Source organism: Achromobacter sp. Bel, assembly GCF_012928505.1.
In the GTDB taxonomy this organism is placed as follows: Bacteria; Pseudomonadota; Gammaproteobacteria; order Burkholderiales; family Burkholderiaceae_B; genus Achromobacter.
Window position 1 is genome coordinate 51,065 of record NZ_JABBJN010000007.1, and the last position, 20,301, is coordinate 71,365.

Below are 20,301 nucleotides of genomic sequence, written 5' to 3' on the forward strand. Positions count from 1 at the left end.
CATCCGGGCCTTGTCGCAGATCAAATCCGACTGCGCCCGCGCGCCGAAAAACGCGGCGCTATTCGTCGGAATGCAAGCCGTGTTCCACGGCGTACACGGCAACCTGCACGCGGCTGGTCAGATTCAGCTTTTTCAGCACGTTCTGCACGTGGATCTTGACGGTGCTTTCACTGACGTCCAGCTCGCGCGCAATGACCTTGTTGCTGGCGCCGCGCGCCAGGCATTGGACGATCTGCGTTTCGCGCGCGGTCAGCCGGTGACGTTCCGCGTTGCCGGACGCCTGCGCCGCCAGCGTGGCCTGCCCGCGGAACTGGTCGACCAGCTTGGCGGTCATGCTTTCGGCGATGACCGATTCGCCGGCCGCGGCGCGGCGGATGGCGGCGGTCAGCACCTCGGCGTCGATGTTCTTCACCAGATAGCCGCGGGCGCCGTCGCGCAGTGCCTGGCCCAGCTCATCGGCCTCTTCGGAAACCGTCAGGATGATGACCGCACAGGACGGCAGATCCTGCGTCAGCAATTGCAGCGTCTCCAGGCCGGACAGGCCAGGCAGGTTCAAGTCCAGCAGCACCACGTCGGGCTTGAGCTCCTTGGCGCGCTTGATGCCTTCGACGCCATCGCCCGCCTCGGCCACCACTTCAAAATCGGGCTGGCGTTGCAGCAGCAGGCGCACGCCCGAGCGGAACAGCGTATGGTCATCGACAAGCAGGATACGGATAGGCATGTTCGGAACGTGTCAGGCGGCCTGGCGTTCACTGCCAGGCAAAGTCAGCGCGACGCGCGTGCCGGCGCCGGGCTGGGATTCGAGGTTTATCACGGCGCGCATCCGCGCGGCGCGCTCTTGCATGATGTGCAGGCCGACATGGGACTCGCCGCGCGCGGCCACTTCAGCAGGGTCGTAGCCTTGCCCATTATCGCGGATCGACAACGAGAAATCGCGCTCGTTGCTGACCAAGACCCAGACCTGGCTGGCCTCGGAGTGCTTGCGCACGTTGGACAGCGCCTCTTGCAGGATGAACAGCACTTGCAGCTGCTGCTCGGGCGGCAGCGGCCCGCCTTCGTCCCCGCCAAAGCGCAGGTCCGTGTCGATGCCGGTCTGCCGCCGGAAACGGTCTACCGTGGATTCGATGGCGGCCTGCAAATCCCCCTGCCCCAATTTGCTGCGGAAGTTGGTCAGCAGTTCGCGCACGTCCTGATAGCTTTCATCCACGCCCGTACGCAGCAACGGCAGGATCTCGGTGATCTCTTCCTGGTCCCCGCGCTTGACCGCCGCGTCCAGCATCTGCAATTGCAGGTTCAGGAAGTTCAGGCCCTGCGCCAGGCTGTCGTGCAGGCCCTGCGCGACCAGTCCGCGTTCCTGGACCACCGCCAGCTGCCGGGCCTGGGCGCTTAACCGCCGGTTGTCCAGCGCCACGCCCAAGTGCTGGCCCAGGGTTTCCAGCAACTGGGAATCGGAGGGCGCCAGACGGCGTTGCTGGCGGAAATGCAGCGAATACGATCCCAGGACCTCGTCGCGGGTCACGATGCGGAACACCGCCACGCTGGCAAAGCCATCGCGCTGGCAGTTCAGGTCCAGTTCGGGCGGCGACTGGCGAAAATCCTGGATGACGATGACGCCGGCCTGCCGCGTCGCCACGCCGCAGTAGCAGTCGTCCACCTTCATGCAATGCTCGGATTCCACCAGTGCGTCGGACAAGCCCACGGACACCACGAGGTTCAGCTTTTCATTGGTGGGATCCAGCGCGCGGATGCTGCCGCCTTCGGCGTCGAACTGCAGCATGACGCGGCGCAGGAAGCCGTCGCACATGGCTTCGATCTCATTGGGCTGGTTCAGAAAGGCCGCCATGTCGTACAGCGCGCCGATGTCGCGGTTCTGCGCGGCCAACTGTGCGGTCTTGTGCTCGACGCGCTGTTCCAGGCTGGTGTACAGGTCTTGCAGTTCGTCCGCCATGCGGTTGTAGCCGCGCGCCAGCAGGCCGAATTCATCCTGGCTTTCCACAGGCATCCGCGTGCTGAATTCGCGTTCGGCCATGCGCTTCAAGCCGTCGCGCAAACGCAGCACGGGCGCGATGATCCATAAATACAGCAGATAGATCATCGCCAGCGTGCCGGCGCTGGCGATCGCCGCCAGGATGCCCTGCGACAACCGCAGCGACGTGGTTTTGCCGGCGTTGTCCTGTTCGATCATCCCTACCAGCGTGTCAGCGCGCGAGACGAATTCAGGCAATGTCTGCAGATACGCCGCCGAGTCGGGCTGCCCGATCGCACGCAGCGCGGCCGGCTTCATGACGTCTTGCCAGTAAGTGGCCACGTCGTGCCATTGCGCGCGGATCTCCGCGTTGCTGGGAATGAAAAGCGGGCGGGCCGGGTTGCCCCGCGCCAGCCGCGCGATGGTTTCGTCCAGCACCGCGATCTGCTCTTGGGTGCGGACCTCGCGGCCCGCCTGCGGACGCATCAGTTCGACCGCGACACGGTTGGCGCGCATGCGCAGGCTGCCCGTGTCGTTGATAGCGGCGCCCGCGCCTTCCAGTTGCCAGGACAGCCACAGCGTCCAGCTGATCATCGAGAGCACGACCACCAGCGCCACCAGCGAACTGGCGATGATGCGTGTGGACAGGCGATGCCAGGGGGAAGGCAGGCCATCAAGCCCGACGATGGGTGAGGAAGGCGTCATGAAGATCGGTACAGGCGGGGCGGCACGGCTGATAGTGTAGTCGCCTTCATTCCAGGCCCAGCGCGCCGCACAGGAAATCCGCCACGCGCGCCGGGTCGTTCAACGGCAGGCAGGGCAATCCGGAGTCCAGCGGCACGTCGGTCGCGACCGCCAGGAAGCTGACGTCTTCGGCATGCAGCGGCGGTTTGCCCAGCGCGGGCCGATAGACTTCGATCCGGGGAATCGCCGCCTGCTTGAAGCCTTCGACCAGCACCAGATCGGCCGCCGACAGGCGGGCCAGCTGTTGCGCCAGCGACGGCTCGGGCGCGTTGCGCAGCTCGTGCACGATGGCGTAGCGGTACGGCGATGCGACCATCACTTCCTGCGCGCCGGCCAGCCGGAAGCGCGCGCTGTCCTTGCCGGGCGGCTCCATCTGGAAGTCGTGATGGCTGTGCTTGATGACATTCACCCGCAAGCCCCGCGCCGCCAGCAAAGGCAACATGGCTTCGATCAGGGTGGTCTTGCCGCTGCCGGACCGGCCGGCAATACCGAAAACTGGGGTCATGCATGCTCCGTAAACAAGGGACAGACCATGGGCAGGAACGCGTCCGCCCGCGGCGAGTATGCCAGCAATGCCCCGGCCACCAGGTCGAAGTACCAGCCGTGCAGCGTCAGATCGCCCGCCTGGACGGCGCGGCGCACGAACGGCAGGTCCTCGAGGTTGCGCAACGAGATCAGGATGGACGCCTGCTCGCAGGCGCGGCGGCGCTCGGCGTCGGTGGCGGCGGGCATCTGGCGCAGCACACGGTGACGGGCCGGTTCGGCGATGTCCATCCAGCGTTCCAGGTAATCGGTTTCGCCGTCGCTGCGGGTACGACGCTCCATCAGCGCCCGGATGCCGCCGCAATGCGCATGCCCCAGCACGATGACGCGGCTGACCCGCAGTTGCTCCACGGCGAACTGGATCGCTGCCAGCACGCCCTGCAGGCCCCGGTCGGCGCTGGCGGGGGGCACCAGGTTGGCCACGTTTCGCACAGCGAAGATGTCGCCGGGGTCGCAGCCCAGCATCATGGCGGGATCCACCCGCGAATCGCAGCAGCCGATCAGCAGCGTGCTGGGGTGCTGGCCGTCGCGCAAATTTCGGTACAGCGCGGGCGCCTGTTCGTAATACTGCTGTTGGAAGCGTTGGAAGCCGTCGATGAAACGTTCGATGTCTCCCATCTCAGCCCCCCGTCTGCGCCATGAACCGGACGATGCGATCGGGGCGGCTCACGAAATCGTGGCGTTCGGGCTTGGCGGCGATGCCCGCCCGGATCGCGCTCGCCAGTTGGGCGTCGCCGGCCCCGCCGCGCAGCAGTCTGCCCAGCGGCACCTGGGCTTCCTGCCCCAGGCACAGGTACAGGGTGCCGTCCACGCCCAGGCGCACCCGGTTGCAGGTGGCGCAGAAATGGCGCGACATAGGCGTGATCACGCCCAGCACCGGCGCGCCCTCGCCTGCCGTCCAGTACCGTGCCGGACCCGTGCCCGAACCCGACAGCGCCGGCACCAGCCCCGCGTCGGCCGCCAGGCGCGCGCCCAGCGCATTCAGGTCGGTATGCGTGAAGCCCCGGCCGCATTCGCCCATCGGCATGGGTTCGATCAGGCGCAGCACGAACCCCTGCTCGACCGCGTAATCCAGTAAGCGCCGCACCTCGGCCTCGGGCGTGGCGGCGTGCACGACGCTGTTCAGCTTGATGGGCGAATAGCCCGCCTGCCGCGCCGCGGCCAACCCCGCCAGCACCGAATCCAGGCAATCCCGTCCGGTGATCTGGCTGAACGCGGCGGCATCCAGCGTGTCCAGGCTGATGTTCAGGCGGGTCACGCCGGCGGCGCGCAAGGATTCGGCATGCCGGGCCAATTGCGTGCCGTTGGTGGAGACGGACAGATCCGTCAACCCCGGCATGGCGGCGATGTCGCGGGCCAGGCCCGCCACCCCCCGGCGCAGCAGCGGTTCGCCTCCCGTCAGCCGCACCTTGCTGATGCCCAGGCCCACGAACACGCCGACCAGCCTGGCCATTTCGTCATGGCGCAGCCAATTGGCCGGGGTTTCGAAACCCTTGAAGTCTTTCGGCAGGCAGTAGCTGCAACGCAGATCGCAGCGGTCGGTGACGGAAACGCGCAGGTAATCGATCCGGCGCCCGAATCCGTCTATCAAAGGTCCGGCAGCAGGCTCGTCCATCATGCGGCGCTCCCGCCGTAGACGCGGTCGGGTTCGCCGCCCGCCTCAAGGTCGATCCCCTGAACGTCGGCGCGCTCGACCAGCAGCTTGGTGTACTGGCGCCAGGCGGTGTCGCGGCTCATGGCGGTCAGGGCCAGGGCGATCTGCTGGGCCACGTGCTGGTACGGCAGCAACCGGCCTTCGATGCGGCGCGTCACCCGCACGATGTGCAGGCCGTGACGGGTTTGCAGCAGATGCGGCAGCAACCCACCCGAGGGCAGCGCGAAGACGGCGCGCTCGAACTCCGGCACGGTGTCGCCCCGGCCCAACTGGCCCAGGTTGCCGCCCACCGTGGCAGACGGGCAATTGGACTGCTCGCGCGCCACCTCGGCGAAGCGCGAGGGGTCGGCCAGCAGCTCCTGCAACACCACGTTGGCGTGGGCGCGCAGCATGTCCAGGTTCACGCTGGGCGTGACCTGGAACAGGATATGGTCGGCTTCGACCAGTTCGCCCACCATGAAGCGTTGCGGATGCATCTGGTAGAAGCGGCGGCAGGCGGCGTCGTCGGCTTCGGGCGCCGGCGCCTGCGCGGCGAGCAAGGCGCTGATGGCGCCCTCCTCGTTCCCCGCGGCCAGCCCGAGCCGGGCGGCCTCGTCCAGCAGCACCCGGCGCAAGACCAGCGCGGTGATCGCGTGGCGCATCGGGTTGCCGGCATCCGCGTGCAGCGGCAGTTCACGTTCCAGATCCGCGTCGTTCAGTTCGACGCCATTGACGATGACAGGCATGTTCAGCTCCTGGGTGCGTGTCGGTTCAACGCGGGCGGACCAGCTGCCACGCGCGGCCCAGATAGCCCAGCGAAGCAAAGCCGCTCCAGACGTGGACGAGACGCGTGAACGGGAAGATCACGAACAGCGTCAGGCCCATGAAGAGATGCGCCTTGAACAGCAGCGGCACGTCGGCGACATGGCTGGCGGCGTCGCCCTGGAAGGTGACGATGTGCTGCGCCCAGGTCATCAGGCGCACCATCATTTCACCGTCCATATGGCCGGCCGACAGCACGATGGTGGACAGGCCCAGCAGCAAGGTGACAAGGATCCACAACAGCAGCAGCTTGTCGCCGGGACGCGTCGTGCGGGCGATGCGCGGATCGGTCAGGCGGCGGTGGATCAGAATCAACAAGCCGATCAGGCAGATTCCGCCCATGACGCCGCCGGCCGCCATCGCCACCGTCTGCTTCAGCGTATGCGAGACGCCCAGCGTGTCCCAGACCACGACCGGCGTCAGCAACCCCGCCAGATGCCCGAAGAACAGGCCCAGGATGCCGACGTGGAACAGGATGTTCCCCAAGCGCAATTGGCCGCGATGCAGCAGTTGCGAGCTGTCCGTCTTCCAGGTGTATTGCTCGCGCTCGAAGCGCGCCAGACTGCCCAGCAGGAAGACCGTCAGCGCGATATAGGGATAGATGCCGAAGAAAAACTGATTCAGGGAATTCATGATGCGTCGTCCTGAGCATTAATGGGCGGCCGGCGCCCGGGGGTAGAAGCGCACGGTTTGCGCGCCGTCGCCCGAGAATGGCCGCAGCAGCGGTTCCACGCCGTCCTGGCTGACGCCGAAGGTCTCCATGGCGTCATCCATGTCGCGCACGGGCGCTTCGGTCTGTTCACGCGGGATTACCCGGGACTGGGCGCGCAGCACGGCGAAGATGCCGGCGTAGGGGCTGCCCCCCTTGGCCAGCCGCGCGCCAATGGCGGCCAGCACGTGGATCGCTTCATCCAGCAGTTCCTGCGCCTGCCCGGGCTCGATCACGCCCAGGAACTCCAGGAACAACGGCACGTGATCCGGCAGCTCGGACACGACCGGTTCGAAGCCGTGGCCGCGGTAGGTCTCCAGCAGGTCGACCATGGCCTGGCCGCGGTCGCGGCTTTCGCCGTGCACGTGTTCGAACAGGTGCAGCGAATGCGAGCGATTGCGGTCGAACGTGGCCACATAGTTCTCCTGCACGGCGATCAAGCCGTTCGTGGCCAGGTAAGCGATCAGCGGCTGCAGGGCTTCCTCGGCGTCCGGATCGGCGGCAAGCGCCGATTCCACGTCGCCCAGGGCGTCCAGCAGGTCGGGCTCGGGGTAGCTGAGCAAGGCGGAAAGCAAGCGGTACATGTTCATGGTGTTTTCCTTTCCTAGCGGGCCAGGGCGGCCTTCTTGCGGGACTTGGGCATCTCGATGAAGATTTCACTGCCTTGGGGCTTGCGTCCAAACAAAGTGCCTTCGGACACGCCGCCAGAGCAGCCGTTGCCGAACGTGAATCCACAACTGCCCTTCTCGTTGAAGCTGTCTTCCACCACTTCCTTGTGGCTGCTGGGCACGACGAAGCGGTCCTCGTAGTCGGCGATGGCCATGATCTTGTACATGTCCTGCACGGTGGCCTCGGTCAGGCCCACCTGTTCCAGCAAGGCGGTGTCGCGCTCGCCGTGCACCGTTTCCGACCGCTTATAGGCGCGCATGGCCAGCATGCGTTCCAGGGCCTGCAGCACCGGCGCTTCCTTGCCCGCCGTCAACAGGTTGGCCAGGTAACGCACGGGAATGCGCAGGCTGGACACGTCCGGAATCATGGCGCTCTTGCCCACGGTGCGCTGCGGCATCTGGCCGGCTTCCGCGGCCGTCTGGATCGGCGACAGCGGCGGGATGTACCAGACCATCGGCAAGGTGCGGTATTCCGGGTGCAGCGGGAAGGCGACGCGCCATTGCACCGCCATCTTGTAGACGGGCGATTGGCGGGCGGCTTCCAGCCACGATTCCGGAATGCCCTGTTCGCGTGCAGCGGCGATCACTTCCGGTGAATGCGGATCCAGGAACAGGTCCAGCTGCGACTCGTACAGGTCCTGCTCGTCGGCGGTGGCCGCGGCGCGCTCGATCTGGTCGGCGTCGTACAGCATGACGCCCAGGTAGCGGATACGGCCCACGCAGGTCTCCGAGCAGACGGTCGGCTGGCCGGCTTCGATGCGCGGGTAGCAGAACGTGCATTTTTCCGCCTTGCCGCTGCTCCAGTTGTAATAGATCTTCTTGTACGGACAACCCGAGATGCACATGCGCCAGCCGCGGCACTTGTCCTGGTCCACCAGGACGATGCCGTCGTCTTCGCGCTTGTAGATGGAGCCCGACGGGCAGCTGGCGACACAGGCCGGGTTCAGGCAGTGTTCGCACAGGCGCGGCAGGTACATCATGAAGGTGTTCTCGAACGTGGAGTACATCTCCTTCTGCACGCCTTCGAACAGCGCGTCCCGGCTGCGCGAGCTGAATTCGCCGCCCAGGTCGTCTTCCCAGTTCGGTCCCCAATGGATCTTCTCCATCTTCTTGCCCGTCAGGACCGAAATGGGACGTGCGGTGGGCGGCGTCTGCAGCAAGGGCGCGTTCTGCAGATGCTCGTAGTCGAACGTGAAGGGTTCGTAGTAGTCGTCGATGGCCGGCAGGTTCGGGTTGGCGAACAGGTTGGCCAGGATGCGCAGCTTGCCGCCTTGGCGCGGTTCCAGCTTGCCTGCGGCGGTGCGCTTCCAGCCACCCTTCCACTTTTCCTGGTTCTCCCATTCCTTGGGATAGCCGATGCCGGGCTTGGTCTCGACGTTGTTGAACCAGGCGTATTCGACACCGTCGCGGCTGGTCCAGACGTTCTTGCAGGTGACCGAGCAAGTGTGGCAGCCGATGCACTTGTCCAGGTTCAGCACCATGCCGATTTGGGCGCGTATCCTCATGATTGCTTCTCTTTTTGTTGCGTTGCCTGCATGGCGGGGTCTTCAACGAGCGGGCCTTCCAGCCAGTCCACTTTCTTCATCTTGCGCAGCACCACGAATTCGTCGCGGTTGGCGCCGACCGTGCCGTAATAGTTGAAGCCGTACGCCTGCTGCGCGTAGCCGCCGATCATGTGCGTGGGCTTGAGCACCGTGCGCGTGACCGAGTTGTGGATGCCGCCGCGCTTGCCGCTGGTTTCGGCGCCCGGCACGTTCACGATCTTTTCCTGCGCGTGGTACATCAGGCACATGCCCACCGGCACGCGCTGGCTGACCACCACCCGCGCGGTCAAGGTGCCGTTGACGTTGAAGACTTCGACCCAGTCGTTGTCCACCAACCCGGCCTGCCTGGCTTCGGTTTCCGACACCCACACGTGGGGGCCGCCGCGGCTGAGCGTCAGCATGCGGAGGTTGTCCGAATACGTGCTGTGGATGCCCCATTTCTGGTGCGGCGTCAGCCAGTTCAGGACCAGTTCCTTTTCGCCGTTCGGGTAACGGCCCAGCATGGGCGCCACCGTCTTGGTGTCGATGGCCGGCTTGTAGACGCAAGAGCCTTCGCCGAAATCCAGCATCCAGCGGTGGTCCTGGTAGAACTGCTGGCGGCCGGTCAGCGTGCGCCACGGGATCAGTTCGTGAACGTTGGTGTAGCCGGCGTTGTAGCTGACCTCTTCGCTTTCCAGGCCCGACCAGGTGGGGGCCGAAATGATCTTGCGCGGCTGCGCCTGAACGTCGCGGAAGCGGATCTTGTCGTGCTCGCGGCCGGCGGCCAGGTGCCTGTGGTCGCGTCCGGTGATCTTGCCCAGCGCCTCCCAGGCCTTGACCGATACGTGGCCGTTGGTCTCGGGCGCGAAGGTCAGGATCATTTCGGCGGCGTCGATGGCGGTATCCAGGCGCGGACGGCCCTGGCTGACCCCGGCGTCGGCCACGCTTTCATTGATGCCCGCCAGCTCGTGAACCTCGTGCTCGGTGTTCCAGTTGATGCCCTTGCCGCCGTTGCCCAGCTTGTCCAGCAAGGGACCGACCGAGGTGAACTTGCGGTAGATGTCGTTGTAGTCGCGTTCGACCACCGTCATCGACGGCGCGGTCTTGCCAGGCACCAGGTCGCATTCGCCCAGTTTCCAGTCCTTCGGCTCGAAGGCCTGGCCCAGTTCCCCCGGGGTGTCGTGCATCAGGGGCGTCAGCACCAGGTCGCGGCGCTTGCCCAGGTAGGGCCCGCCGATCTCGCTGAATTTCTTGGCCAGCAGTTTGTAGATCTCCCAGTCGGTCTTGCTCTCCCACAGCGGTTGCACCGCTTCGCTCAAGGGATGAATGAAGGGATGCATGTCGGACGTGTTCAGATCGTCCTTCTCGTACCAGGTGGCCGTCGGCAACACGATGTCGCCATACAGGCAGGTGGTGCTCATGCGGAAGTCCAACACCGTCAGCAGGTCGAGCTTGCCTTCGGCCGCGTCGTCCTGGAAGGTGACTTCCGTGGGCTTGATCGCGTCGCCTTCGTCGCCGAACACCGCGTTTTGCGTGCCCAGCAGATACTTCAGGAAGTACTCGTGCCCCTTGCCGCTGGAGCCCAGGATGTTGGAGCGCCAGACGAACATGTTGCGCGGGAAGTTCGCGGGATCGTCCGGGTCTTCGCAAGACATGCGCAACGCGCCGGACTTCAACTGCTCGACGGCATGCGCGATGGGGTCGCGGCCAGCGGCCTCGGCCTGGTCCACCACGTCCAGCGGATTGGTGCGCAGTTGCGGGGCCGAGGGCAGCCAGCCCATGCGCTCAGCGCGGGCGTTCAGGTCGATCATGCTGAGTTCGCCGTACTTGGCGCGGTCGGCGGTCGGGCCCAGAATTTCCTGCACGTTCAGCTTTTCATGGCGCCACTGGCTGGTGTGCGCATAGAAAAAGGAGGTGCCGTTCATCTGGCGCGGCGGGCGCACCCAGTCCGACCCGAACGCCAGCGGCGCCCAGCCGAACTGCGGCCGCAGCTTTTCCTGGCCCACATAGTGGGCCCAGCCGCCGCCGCTCTTGCCGACGCAACCGCACATCATCAGCATGTTGATGATGCCCCGGTAGATCATGTCCATGTGATACCAGTGGTTCAGGCCGGCGCCCACGATCACCATCGACTTGCCTTCGGTATCGTGCGCATTCTGCGCGAATTCGCGCGCCACCTGGATCACCTGCGCGCGCGGCACGCCCGTGTGCTTTTCCTGCCATGCGGGCGTGTAGGGCACGTCGTCGTCGAAGGACGTGGCGACATTGCCGCCGCCAAGGCCGCGGTCCAGCCCATAGTTGGCCATCTGCAGGTCATACACGGTGGCGACAAGCGCGTCCGTGCCGTCGGCCAGGCGGATGCGGCGCGCCGGCACATTGCGCACCAGCAGTTCGTCGTGTTCGCTGCCGAAGTACGGGAAGCCCACGCCAACCACGTCGTTGCCCGCGCCGATCAGGCTCAGCGTCGGTTCGATCTCGCGGCCGTTGCCGCCATCTTTGGATTCCAGGTTCCAGCGGCCGACCTTTTCGCCGCCGTTGACCGCAGCTTCGCCCCAGCGGAAACCGATGCTGCCGTTGGGCGCCACCAGGTCGCCGCTGTGCGCGTCCAGCACCAGCGTCTTCCAGTCGGGATTGTTCTGCTCGCCCAATGCGCCGTCCAGGTGCGAGGCCCGCAGGAAATGGTCAGGCGCGTAGAAGCCGTCGCGTTCTTTCAACAGGACCAGCATCGGCATGTCGGTGTAGCGCCGCACATAGTCCTGGAAGTACGGCGACGGGTCTGTCGACAGGTGGAATTCTTTCAGGATCACATGGCCCATGGCCATGGCCAGCGCGGCGTCGGTGCCCTGCTTGGGCGCCAACCAGATATCGCCGAACTTGACCATTTCGCCGAAGTCGCTGGACACGGCGACCGTCTTGGTGCCCTTGTAGCGGACCTCGGTGTAAAAGTGCGCGTCGGGCGTGCGGGTCTGGGGCACGTTCGAACCCCACACCATCAGGTAGGTCGAGTTGTACCAATCAGCCGATTCCGGCACGTCGGTCTGTTCGCCCCAGATCTGCGGGCTGGCGGGCGGCAGGTCGCAATACCAGTCGTAGAAGCTCAGGCACGCGCCGCCCAGCAGGCTCAAGTAGCGCGCGCCGGCGGCATAGCTGACCATGGACATGGCGGGGATGGGGGAAAAGCCGATCACGCGGTCGGGGCCGTACTTCTTGATGGTCAGCGCGTTGGCGGCGGCGATGATCTCGGTGGCCGTGTCCCAATCGGCGCGCACGAAGCCGCCCAGGCCGCGGATGGCCTTGTAGCGCTTGGCGCGAACGGGGTCCTGGCTGATCCATTCCCACGCGGCGATGGGGTCCATGGTCTTGCGCGCTTCGCGCCACATTTCCATCAGGCGGCCCCGGATCATCGGGTACTTCACGCGCTGCGCCGAATACACGTACCAGCTGTAGGACGCGCCCCGGGGACAGCCACGAGGCTCGTGGTTGGGCAGGTCCGGACGTGTGCGCGGATAGTCGGTCTGCTGCGTTTCCCAGGTGATCAGACCATTTTTGACGTACACCTTCCACGAGCACGAACCCGTGCAATTCACGCCATGGGTCGAACGCACGACCTTATCGTGCTGCCAGCGCGAGCGATAGGCGTTTTCCCACTTGCGGTCTTCATTGACCGTTTCGCCGTGGCCGTCCGCGAAGGTGGATTTCACCCGCGACATGAACTTCAGCCGGTCCAGAAAATGACTCATTGTGTTTCTCCAAGAACGCCGGCCTGGCCGGCGCGTACTGCGATCAATGCCGTTGAAACCACTTTAGGCCCCGCTCTGTCCCCCGCCTATTCGCCAGTGGCACAGGCCGGACGCGGCAAAGTGACTAGTCACCCCGGCCGCGTGCGCGGCGCGCGTTCAGCAAGGCACCGGCGCGTTGCGGCGCGCGTAGAACCACCAGGTGATCAGCATGCAAGTGGCGTAGAAGCCGATGAAGCAATACAACGCCGCCTGGACGCCGCCCGTCATTTCCAGCGACGTGCCGAAGCTGCGGGGAATGAAGAAGCCCCCGTAGGCCCCGATGGCGCCCGAAAAGCCCAGCACGGCGGCGGATTCCTTGGCCGCTTCGCTCATGGCCTGCTTCTGGCCCGCCGCGCCCTTGCCTTGGGCCGCCTGGGTGCGTTCGCGCAGGAAGATCACGGGGATCATGCGGAAGGTGGACCCGTTGCCCAGGCCGGTCAGCGCAAACAGCACGATGAACATGGCCAGGAAACCGTTGAAGTCGCCGCCTTGGCCGCCCACGGGCAGGAACATCACCACGCCCAGCACCGCGGCGATCATGCCCGCGAACGTGAACAGCGTGACGCGCGCGCCGCCCAGCTTGTCAGACACCCAGCCGCCCACCGGGCGCGTCAACGAACCCACCAGTGGCCCCAGGAACGCGTAGGCCATGGGGTTGACCTGCGGGAACAGCGTCTTGGTCAGCATGGCGAAGCCCGCCGAGAAACCGATGAAGGAGCCGAACGTGCCCACGTACAGCCAGCACATCAGCCAGTTGTGCTTGCGCTTGAAAATCACGGCCTGGTCGGCGAAGGATGCCCGCGCGTCGGCGATGTCGTTCATGCCGAACCATGCGGCAATGGCCGCGATGGCAATGGGGATCACCCAGATGAAGCCCGCATTCTGCAGCCACAGGTTCTGCTGCACGCCGTTGACGGTGATTTCCTGCGGCGCGCCGCCGGCCACGCCGAAGACGCCCACCGAGATCACGACCGGCACCACGAACTGCACGAGCGATACGCCCAGGTTGCCGATGCCGGCGTTCAGGCCCGTGGCCAAGCCCTTCTTTTCCTTGGGGAAGAAGAAGCTGATGTTGGCCATGCTGGAACTGAAGTTGCCGCCACCCAGGCCGCACAGCAGCGCCAGGATCAGCAGGGTCGGAAACGAGGTGGTCGGGTCGCGCAGCGCGAAGCCCATGCCCAATGCCGGAATCAGCAGCGAGGCCGTGGAAATGGCGGTCCATTTTCGGCCACCGAAGACCGGCACCAGAAAGGAATAGAAGATGCGCAAGGTGGCGCCCGACAGCGCGGGCAGCGCGGTCAGCCAGAACAACTGGTTCTTGGACAGCATGAAGCCGGCGCGGTCCAGGTTGACCACCACCACGCTCCACAGCATCCAGATGCTGAACGCCAGCATCAACGCCGGAATCGAGATCCAGAGGTTGCGATTGGCGACGCGGGCGCCGGTCTGCTTCCAGAAACCGGGATTATCCGGCTCCCAACGCGATAGGACTTGAGTAGACATGGTGAAGGCTCTTTGCTTGGGTGGGAGGGATCAGGTACGGGTTCAGGCGGCTTGCTTGGCAACCGCCGCCGAGGCACTGGCCGCGCTTTCGGGCCGGAAACTGAAGTGCATGAAGATCAGCGAGACGCAGACCGTGCCGTACAGCAGCATGAAAGCGCTGGAGCGCACGCCGGTCAGGTCCAGCAGCACGCCGAACAGGATGGGCAGCACGAAACCGCCCAGGCCGCCTGCCAGGCCGACGATGCCGGACACGGCGCCGATGTTTTCGCCGAATTCATCCGAGATGAACTTGAACACCGAGGCCTTGCCGATCGCCATGGCGATGCCGACGATGAACAGCAGCACGGTGAACGAGACGGGACCCAGCGCGATACCGAAGCTGCGCGGGCCGTTGGCCGTCATGATGGTGAATTCGGTTTGCGGATAGCTCAGCAGGAAGAACGCCACCCAGCACACCCACATCACCCACCACGTGGTCTTGTAGGCGCCGTGGCGATCCGAGATCCACCCGCCCAGGGCGCGCAGCACGCCGCCGGGCAACGAGAAGCAGGCGGCCAGCAAGGCGGCCAGCTTCATATCGAAGCCGTATTCCCCGATGTAGTACTTGGTCATCCACAGCGCCAGCGCGACATAGCCACCGAACACCACCGAGTAATACTGGCAATAGCGCCAGACTCGCGGGTCCTTCAGCATGGCGAATTGTGCGGACAGGGTCGCGCCGCGCGTGACGCGGTGGGCCGGGTCGGAGGCCGAGAACATCCAGAACAGCACGGCGGTGACCAGCAGCGCCACGGCGTACACCTGCGGCACAATCACCCAGGCGCCACCCGCAGCCGCGATCAGCGCCGGCGCCACGAACTTGGTGATGGCCGACCCGGAATTGCCCGCGCCGAACACGCCCATCGCCAACCCCTGCTTGCTACGCGGAAACCAGCGCGCCACATAGGGCGTGCCGACCGAGAACGAGCCGCCCGTCAGGCCGACGAACAACGCCAGCACCAGGAACTGCCAGTATTCGGTCGCATAGGACAGCAGCCAGATCGGCACCACCGCCAGCAGCATCAGGATGAAGAACACCGGGCGGCCGCCATAACGGTCGGTCCAGATGCCCAGCGGCACCCGCACCAGCGAGCCGGTCAACACCGGCATGGCGGCCAACAGGCCGAACTGCGTTTCGGACAGGCCCAACTGGGCTTTGATGGGGATGCCCAGCACCGCGAAGATCATCCAGACCGCGAAACAGATGGTGAAGGCGAACGTGCTGGAAATCAGGACCCGCATCGGCCTGCCGGACGGGGAAATTGCTGCTGTCATGGTTACTCTCGCTTGGCTCACGAATACATGCAGCTAGCCTAGGGATCCGGCGCCCTCGCCGCCATTCGCCGGCTGACCATCCGGCCCTGCCAATGTGCCTAGTCACTGCGGGGTTCCCGGGTGGGTTTGCGCCAGATCAAACAACCGCGCTGGCGGGCTACCGGACGCAGGATTAATATGCATTTGAAATACACCTTTAATCTGACAGACCGCCATGCCACCGCTGATGACCATCGACGAACCCGCTGCTTCGCCCCGGCAGCCCCGCCCCCAATGGCGCGCATTCACTGAAATGGGGTTCCGTCCGCTGTACCTGGCGGGCTGTTTCTGGGCGCTGGCGTCCGTGTGGCTGTGGGTACATGCGCCCGCGCGCATCACCGGCGTGATGGGCGGCATGTTCTGGCACGCGCACGAGATGCTGTGGGGCTTCGTCGCCACCATCGCCGTGGGCTTCCTGCTGACGGCGGGCGCCAACTGGACGGGCAAGAACCCCTTGCGCGGCAATGCGCTGGCCGGCCTCTGCCTGCTGTGGATCGTGGCGCGCGCAGGCTACCTGATGCCGGGCCGGCCTGCGTTCCTGGTGGCGGCCGCTGCCGATCTGGCGTTTTCCCTGTGGGGCGCCGCCGCCTTGGGACGCGCCGTCTGGGTCACGCGCAACCAGCGCAATGCGGGCGTGCCCTTCCTGCTGCTGGGGCTGGCCGTCGCCAACGCGATGTACCTGTGGGCCGTCGTGCAGGGCGACTATCTGGCCCTGATGCGCTATTTCAACGCCGGGTTGCTGTGCATGGCGGTATTGACGCTGCTGATCGCGCGCCGCGTCCTGCCCTTCTTCGCCAAGCGCGCGGTGGCGGGCCTGGACATCCCGGCGCACACGCGTAGCGGGCATTGGCAACTGGCGTTGGGCGTGGCCGCCATCGCCTGCCTGGTGGCTGGCGCGCCGCGCGGGGCCGCATTGGCGTTGGCGGCGACGGGCCTCATCGCGCTGGTGCAATGGGTGTCGTGGAAGCCCTGGGCCGTGCGGCGCGTACCGCTGCTATGGATCCTGTATGCGGGCTATCTGGGGCTGGGGATCGGCTTGCTGGTTGGGGCCGCACACCTGGCCGGCTATGTCATTCGAGCGGCCTGGCCCGCTCATGTGGTCGGCGTGGCCGGCTTTTCGGTGCTGATCCTGGGCATGGTCACCCGCACCGCGCTGGGCCATCTGGGGCGGCCGCTGCAAACCGACCGCAGCATGGTGGCCAGCTACGTGCTGATGATTCTGGCGGCGCTGCTTCGCCTGACCGCCCTGCTGCCCACCGCCGCCACGGTCGGCTTGCTGCACGCGTCGACCACGGCCTGGGTGCTGGCCCTGGGGCTGTACCTGTGGCGCTTCTTCCCGATGATGATCCGGCCGCGCACCGACGCCGCCAAGCCGGCAGCGCCCGTGATGCGCGTGATGCCCGTGGCCCGGCGCACGTAGCGCAGGTAGCGCAGGTGGCGCAGGTAGCGTGCGCGGCGGCGCCGGCCGGCGCCCTTGCACGTCACGCCAGGCGAAAGGCTTTACTCGCGGCCCTTGCGGCCTTCGCGGCGCTCGATAGCCTCGACTTCGCGCCTCATCGCCTTGAGCCAGGACTTGAGCAAACCCTGATCCGAGAACTGCATGACCTCATGCTCGAGTTCGCCGATGTATTCCTGAATGTCGACGATATCGGCTTCCAGGTCCTCCATCACCGTTTCCGGATCGAACGAGGCGAACGGGTCCAGGTCGTAACGCAGCTTGAAACCCTCTTCCGCGTAGGCGGACTGGTGCAGGACCTCGTCCAGTTGGGCTTGCAGGATCGCGTTCATCCGCGGCAGGCGCGCGTCGGCGATGTCGCCGGCGGTGTCTACCTCGGCGTGCAGGTCCGGATTTCCTGCGGCCCGGCCGGCACGCTCGCGCTCGGCGTCTTGCAAGGCTTGCCACGCCACGGCGTTCGGCGTGGTGGTCCGTGTGGCCAGGCGCGCCAGCGCCAGCAGTTCCTCGGCCTCCTCGTCTTCGTACTGGTCCTGGATACGCTGGAGCCATTGTGCCGGCGACAAGGCGGCCGGATCGGCGTCCAGGCCAAGCGCGTCGGCCAGTTCGACTTTGGCGTCTTCGGTCTCTTCGGCCACGTCCGCGTCATAATCGGACCCGCCGTGCTTCTTATAAAGCGTCTTGAGCCGGCCAGTGTCGCAGCCCGCCGGCAATGCGCCTTTGGCGGCCAACTGCAGCAATTCTTCCGAGAATTCCACCACCAGCTCAGACACGAATTCGCGTTCCGACTTGGACAGCCCCATGTTCTTGTGCGCATGGTCGAAACACAGCACCAGTTTCATGCGTAGTTCATGCAGCTTTTGCTCCAGCGGCGACAGCCCTTCGGCGTACTTCTGCCGGTAGTCCGCCTCAACGGCCTGCCACTGCCGCAAGCGGGCGCGTTCGGTCTCCAATCTGGCTTGAAGGCGTTCGAACAACTGCCGTGGACTTTCGAGGGGATGCTCACCCATGGACCTGCTCCTTGCTGATGGGGTATTGAAAATAGCCGCCACTATAACGATTGGCGGGTCAGGCGGCGGCGGAACTTGCGGCCAAGCGCGCCAATTCGACTCGATTGCCGCCTAACGCCTTTGCGCGGTACAGCGCCCGGTCCGCCTCGGCCAGCCCCGCAGCAAGCGCAGGCGCTTCACCGTCGAACTGGGCCAGGCCGACGCTGACCGTGGCGGGCACGCCTACGCCTCTGGCCGGGTCGGCCACGATCTCGGCGAAGCGCCTGACGATGGCTTCGGCCAGCAGATGGGCGCGGCGCGCATCCTCGCCTGACAACAGGCACGCGAACTCCTCTCCGCCGATCCGCGCCAGCACGGCGCCGGGCCCCGCCACGCCCTGGGCCACGCCCGCGAATGACGTCAGCACCTTGTCGCCCGTTTCGTGGCCATGCAGGTCGTTGATGGCTTTGAAGTGGTCCAGATCGAAGGCAAGCAGGGCAACAGGGCATTGCCCGGCCGCGCCGCCCATCACGCGCGCCCCCTGTTCGAAGAACCATCTGCGGTTGCCCAGTCGGGTCAGATAGTCTGTCTGGGATTCCTGCAGCAGCTGGCCGTGGGCCTCTTCGCGGATCAGTTTCAGCAGCGTCATCGGCAAAATGACCGAATACAGAACGCCTTCGTACATCGTGATGTTGCTGGCGGCCATCAGCACCGCCTGGCCGTATTCCGCCACCAACCCGGGCAGGACGAACGCCCTGCCCGTATATAGCAGTGCATGGATGCCGGTGACCACGACGATGATCCGCCGCGGCTGCAGCGCTTGCATCGCCCGGCACCGCAGCATCTCCAGCGAGGTCATGGCGCTGATCAGCGCGATCGGCACCGCGCTGGCATAGGCCCATACGACATCCAGCCATCGCGTTCCCGCGACCGCCCATACCAGCGCCATCGCGGCCAGCAAGCCCAGGGATGCCGCGCGGTACTGTCGCCCGCGTAAGGACGCCACGCCGTTCAAGACAAGGAGATAGCCTGACAGCACGACCAGATTGCTGAGCGCCGCGCCGATTGCCCCCGGGAAGTCGCGGCGGAACAGGATCAGCATGCACCCTGCCGCCAACGTCGCGAACCCGATGCCCAGCAGGCGCAGCGTCTTGCTGCGCAGCGGGTGGGCCCGAAGCTCCCAGAAGATCATCCCCGCGCTGGCCAGCAACGTCCCGATGATAAGGAGGTAAAGGGTATGAAGATCGACGTACATGCCGTAGGGGAAGGCGTATTGCGCCGGTACTTCACGGCGTCGGCCGGATTTTACGTTGAATTCCCTGCCGGGACATGGCGAAAACCCTTCTTGAAATCCAGCATTAATAACGCTAATCATTATTATTAATATAGAATCTCGGCTGTCCGCAACATCCTGCCTGGCAGCCCAGATGTCACTGCCCTTTTCCGCGGGCCGCCCTTCCCGAACCCAGCGCCTGATCCTGATCGCCGCGGCCCTGTTGCTGGCCGTGCTGATCGCGGTTGCGTACGGGTTGATGGGAAAGCAAGGCCCCGCCGCCGCGCGCCCGCCCGAATACGGGCAGATCCCCGTCGCCGTCAGCGTTGCCGCCGCCCGCGCGGGCCCGCTACAGCGCGACCTCCACGCGTTGGGCACCATTACGCCCCTGGCGCAGGTGACGTTGCGCAGCCAGGTCGACGGCGAGCTGATCCGCCTGCATTACACCGAGGGCCAGGCCGTCACCCGGGGCCAATTGCTGGCCGAGATCGACGCCCGGCCGTATCTGGCCGCGCTGGCGGCCGCCGAAGGCGAACTGGCGCGAACCCAGGCATTGCTGGACAACGCCCAAGCCGACTTGCAGCGCTACCGCCGGCTGGCGCGCCAGGAATCCGTCGCGGGCCAGCAACTGGACACCGCCGAAGCCCAGGTGCGCGCCTACACCGCGCAGCGCCAATGGAACCAGGCCCAAGTCGCCGATGCCGAGCGCCTGCTGGGCCATACGCGCATCGTCGCCCCGCAGGACGGCCGCATCGGCCTGCGCCGCGTCGACGCCGGCAATCACGTGCGCGCCGAGGACGCCAACGGCCTGACCACGCTGGTGCAGACGGTGCCCATTTCCGCGATCTTCAGCATTTCCGAGACCCGGCTGGACATCCTGCGCCAGGCCCAGGCCAAGACCGCGCTGCTGCGCGTGCAGGCCTGGGACGCGGACGACCGCCGCATCCTGGCCGAAGGCACGCTGGAGGCGTTGGACAACCGCATCCAGGCGGCCAGCGGCACCGTCCGGCTGCGCGCCCGCTTCGACAACACCGACGAATCGCTGTTTCCCAACCAGTTCGTGAACATCCGCCTGGCCGTGGTGCAGCAGGACAACGTCATCACCATCCCGACCGCCGCCGTGCAGTACGGCTCCGAGGGCGCATTCGTGTTCGTCATCGGCGACGACCAGCGCGCCACGCGCCGGGTCCTGCAGCTGGGTTCCGCCAACGCCGGCCGCGTGGTCGTCGAAGCGGGCCTGGCCGTTGCCGAGCGTGTCGTGGTCGAGGGCGTGGACCGCCTGCATGACGGGCGCGACGTCCAGATCGTCGAGCCCCTTCCCCTCGAGCCCCTTACCTGAATCG

General features: G+C 65.8%; 16 protein-coding genes. 2 read left to right on the forward strand and 14 right to left on the reverse strand.

All coding sequences use genetic code 11. The features are described from left to right. Positions 1 to 58: 58 nt before the first annotated feature. From HG262_RS06765 to HG262_RS06820, 12 genes are all read right to left on the reverse strand, one after another. Complete coding sequence (locus tag HG262_RS06765) at positions 59 to 721, reverse strand: response regulator transcription factor (RefSeq protein ID WP_169270284.1); 663 nt, start codon at positions 719 to 721, stop codon at positions 59 to 61. Between the two features lie 12 nt (positions 722 to 733). Beyond that, a complete protein-coding gene (locus HG262_RS06770) occupies positions 734 to 2,671 on the reverse strand; it encodes a type IV pili methyl-accepting chemotaxis transducer N-terminal domain-containing protein (RefSeq protein ID WP_169270285.1) in 1,938 nt (645 codons plus the stop codon). Positions 2,672 to 2,717: 46 nt separating this feature from the next. Further along, positions 2,718 to 3,215, reverse strand: a complete 498-nt coding sequence (mobB, locus tag HG262_RS06775; RefSeq protein WP_169270286.1) for a molybdopterin-guanine dinucleotide biosynthesis protein B — start codon at positions 3,213 to 3,215, stop codon at positions 2,718 to 2,720. After that, complete coding sequence (locus tag HG262_RS06780) at positions 3,212 to 3,871, reverse strand: carbonic anhydrase (protein WP_169270287.1); 660 nt, start codon at positions 3,869 to 3,871, stop codon at positions 3,212 to 3,214. The genes mobB and HG262_RS06780 overlap by 4 nt, the downstream gene beginning before the upstream one ends. A 1-nt stretch (position 3,872) precedes the next feature. Next, positions 3,873 to 4,871, reverse strand: coding sequence for a GTP 3',8-cyclase MoaA (moaA, locus tag HG262_RS06785; RefSeq protein ID WP_169270288.1), 999 nt, complete (start codon positions 4,869 to 4,871; stop codon positions 3,873 to 3,875). Continuing rightward, positions 4,868 to 5,632, reverse strand: coding sequence for a peptidylprolyl isomerase (locus tag HG262_RS06790; protein WP_169270289.1), 765 nt, complete (start codon positions 5,630 to 5,632; stop codon positions 4,868 to 4,870). The genes moaA and HG262_RS06790 overlap by 4 nt, the downstream gene beginning before the upstream one ends. A gap of 25 nt (positions 5,633 to 5,657) precedes the next feature. After that, entirely contained in the window at positions 5,658 to 6,341 is a 684-nt protein-coding gene (narI, locus tag HG262_RS06795) for a respiratory nitrate reductase subunit gamma (RefSeq protein ID WP_169270290.1), read from the reverse strand. An 18-nt stretch (positions 6,342 to 6,359) separates the two neighbouring features. Next, positions 6,360 to 7,007 carry a nitrate reductase molybdenum cofactor assembly chaperone gene (narJ, locus tag HG262_RS06800; RefSeq protein ID WP_169270291.1) on the reverse strand — a complete coding sequence of 216 codons (648 nt, stop codon included), beginning with the start codon at positions 7,005 to 7,007 and terminating at the stop codon, positions 6,360 to 6,362. 14 nt (positions 7,008 to 7,021) lie between these two features. Continuing rightward, positions 7,022 to 8,590, reverse strand: coding sequence for a nitrate reductase subunit beta (gene narH / locus HG262_RS06805; RefSeq protein ID WP_169270292.1), 1,569 nt, complete (start codon positions 8,588 to 8,590; stop codon positions 7,022 to 7,024). Continuing rightward, complete coding sequence (locus HG262_RS06810) at positions 8,587 to 12,348, reverse strand: nitrate reductase subunit alpha (RefSeq protein WP_169270293.1); 3,762 nt, start codon at positions 12,346 to 12,348, stop codon at positions 8,587 to 8,589. The genes narH and HG262_RS06810 overlap by 4 nt, the downstream gene beginning before the upstream one ends. Positions 12,349 to 12,504: 156 nt before the next feature. Further along, a complete protein-coding gene (locus tag HG262_RS06815; protein ID WP_169270294.1) occupies positions 12,505 to 13,890 on the reverse strand; it encodes a NarK family nitrate/nitrite MFS transporter in 1,386 nt (461 codons plus the stop codon). A 42-nt stretch (positions 13,891 to 13,932) separates the two neighbouring features. Further along, positions 13,933 to 15,204 carry a nitrate/nitrite transporter gene (locus HG262_RS06820; RefSeq protein WP_248293262.1) on the reverse strand — a complete coding sequence of 424 codons (1,272 nt, stop codon included), beginning with the start codon at positions 15,202 to 15,204 and terminating at the stop codon, positions 13,933 to 13,935. 214 nt (positions 15,205 to 15,418) lie between these two features. Between HG262_RS06820 and HG262_RS06825 the strand changes: the two genes are divergently transcribed. Then, positions 15,419 to 16,663: an NnrS family protein gene (locus tag HG262_RS06825; protein ID WP_169270295.1), complete on the forward strand. Its 1,245-nt coding sequence runs from the start codon at positions 15,419 to 15,421 to the stop codon at positions 16,661 to 16,663. Between the two features lie 80 nt (positions 16,664 to 16,743). Here the strand turns inward: HG262_RS06825 and HG262_RS06830 are convergent, their stop codons facing one another. Then, positions 16,744 to 17,706, reverse strand: a complete 963-nt coding sequence (locus tag HG262_RS06830; protein WP_169270296.1) for a molecular chaperone DnaJ — start codon at positions 17,704 to 17,706, stop codon at positions 16,744 to 16,746. Positions 17,707 to 17,764: 58 nt separating this feature from the next. Beyond that, positions 17,765 to 18,940 carry a GGDEF domain-containing protein gene (locus tag HG262_RS06835; protein WP_169270297.1) on the reverse strand — a complete coding sequence of 392 codons (1,176 nt, stop codon included), beginning with the start codon at positions 18,938 to 18,940 and terminating at the stop codon, positions 17,765 to 17,767. A 172-nt stretch (positions 18,941 to 19,112) separates the two neighbouring features. On the opposite strand from HG262_RS06835, the gene HG262_RS06840 reads away from it, so the two are divergent. Beyond that, complete coding sequence (locus HG262_RS06840) at positions 19,113 to 20,297, forward strand: efflux RND transporter periplasmic adaptor subunit (protein WP_169270298.1); 1,185 nt, start codon at positions 19,113 to 19,115, stop codon at positions 20,295 to 20,297. Positions 20,298 to 20,301: the final 4 nt, after the last annotated feature.

Coding starts and splice junctions, on each gene's coding strand:
- HG262_RS06765 (WP_169270284.1), bottom strand. CDS start 721: ATGCCTATCCGTATCCTGCTTGTCGATGACCATACGCTGTTCCGCTCG.
- HG262_RS06770 (WP_169270285.1), bottom strand. CDS start 2,671: ATGACGCCTTCCTCACCCATCGTCGGGCTTGATGGCCTGCCTTCCCCC.
- mobB (WP_169270286.1), bottom strand. CDS start 3,215: ATGACCCCAGTTTTCGGTATTGCCGGCCGGTCCGGCAGCGGCAAGACC.
- HG262_RS06780 (WP_169270287.1), bottom strand. CDS start 3,871: ATGGGAGACATCGAACGTTTCATCGACGGCTTCCAACGCTTCCAACAG.
- moaA (WP_169270288.1), bottom strand. CDS start 4,871: ATGATGGACGAGCCTGCTGCCGGACCTTTGATAGACGGATTCGGGCGC.
- HG262_RS06790 (WP_169270289.1), bottom strand. CDS start 5,632: ATGCCTGTCATCGTCAATGGCGTCGAACTGAACGACGCGGATCTGGAA.
- narI (WP_169270290.1), bottom strand. CDS start 6,341: ATGAATTCCCTGAATCAGTTTTTCTTCGGCATCTATCCCTATATCGCG.
- narJ (WP_169270291.1), bottom strand. CDS start 7,007: ATGAACATGTACCGCTTGCTTTCCGCCTTGCTCAGCTACCCCGAGCCC.
- narH (WP_169270292.1), bottom strand. CDS start 8,590: ATGAGGATACGCGCCCAAATCGGCATGGTGCTGAACCTGGACAAGTGC.
- HG262_RS06810 (WP_169270293.1), bottom strand. CDS start 12,348: ATGAGTCATTTTCTGGACCGGCTGAAGTTCATGTCGCGGGTGAAATCC.
- HG262_RS06815 (WP_169270294.1), bottom strand. CDS start 13,890: ATGTCTACTCAAGTCCTATCGCGTTGGGAGCCGGATAATCCCGGTTTC.
- HG262_RS06820 (WP_248293262.1), bottom strand. CDS start 15,204: ATGACAGCAGCAATTTCCCCGTCCGGCAGGCCGATGCGGGTCCTGATT.
- HG262_RS06825 (WP_169270295.1), top strand. CDS start 15,419: ATGCCACCGCTGATGACCATCGACGAACCCGCTGCTTCGCCCCGGCAG.
- HG262_RS06830 (WP_169270296.1), bottom strand. CDS start 17,706: ATGGGTGAGCATCCCCTCGAAAGTCCACGGCAGTTGTTCGAACGCCTT.
- HG262_RS06835 (WP_169270297.1), bottom strand. CDS start 18,940: ATGTACGTCGATCTTCATACCCTTTACCTCCTTATCATCGGGACGTTG.
- HG262_RS06840 (WP_169270298.1), top strand. CDS start 19,113: ATGTCACTGCCCTTTTCCGCGGGCCGCCCTTCCCGAACCCAGCGCCTG.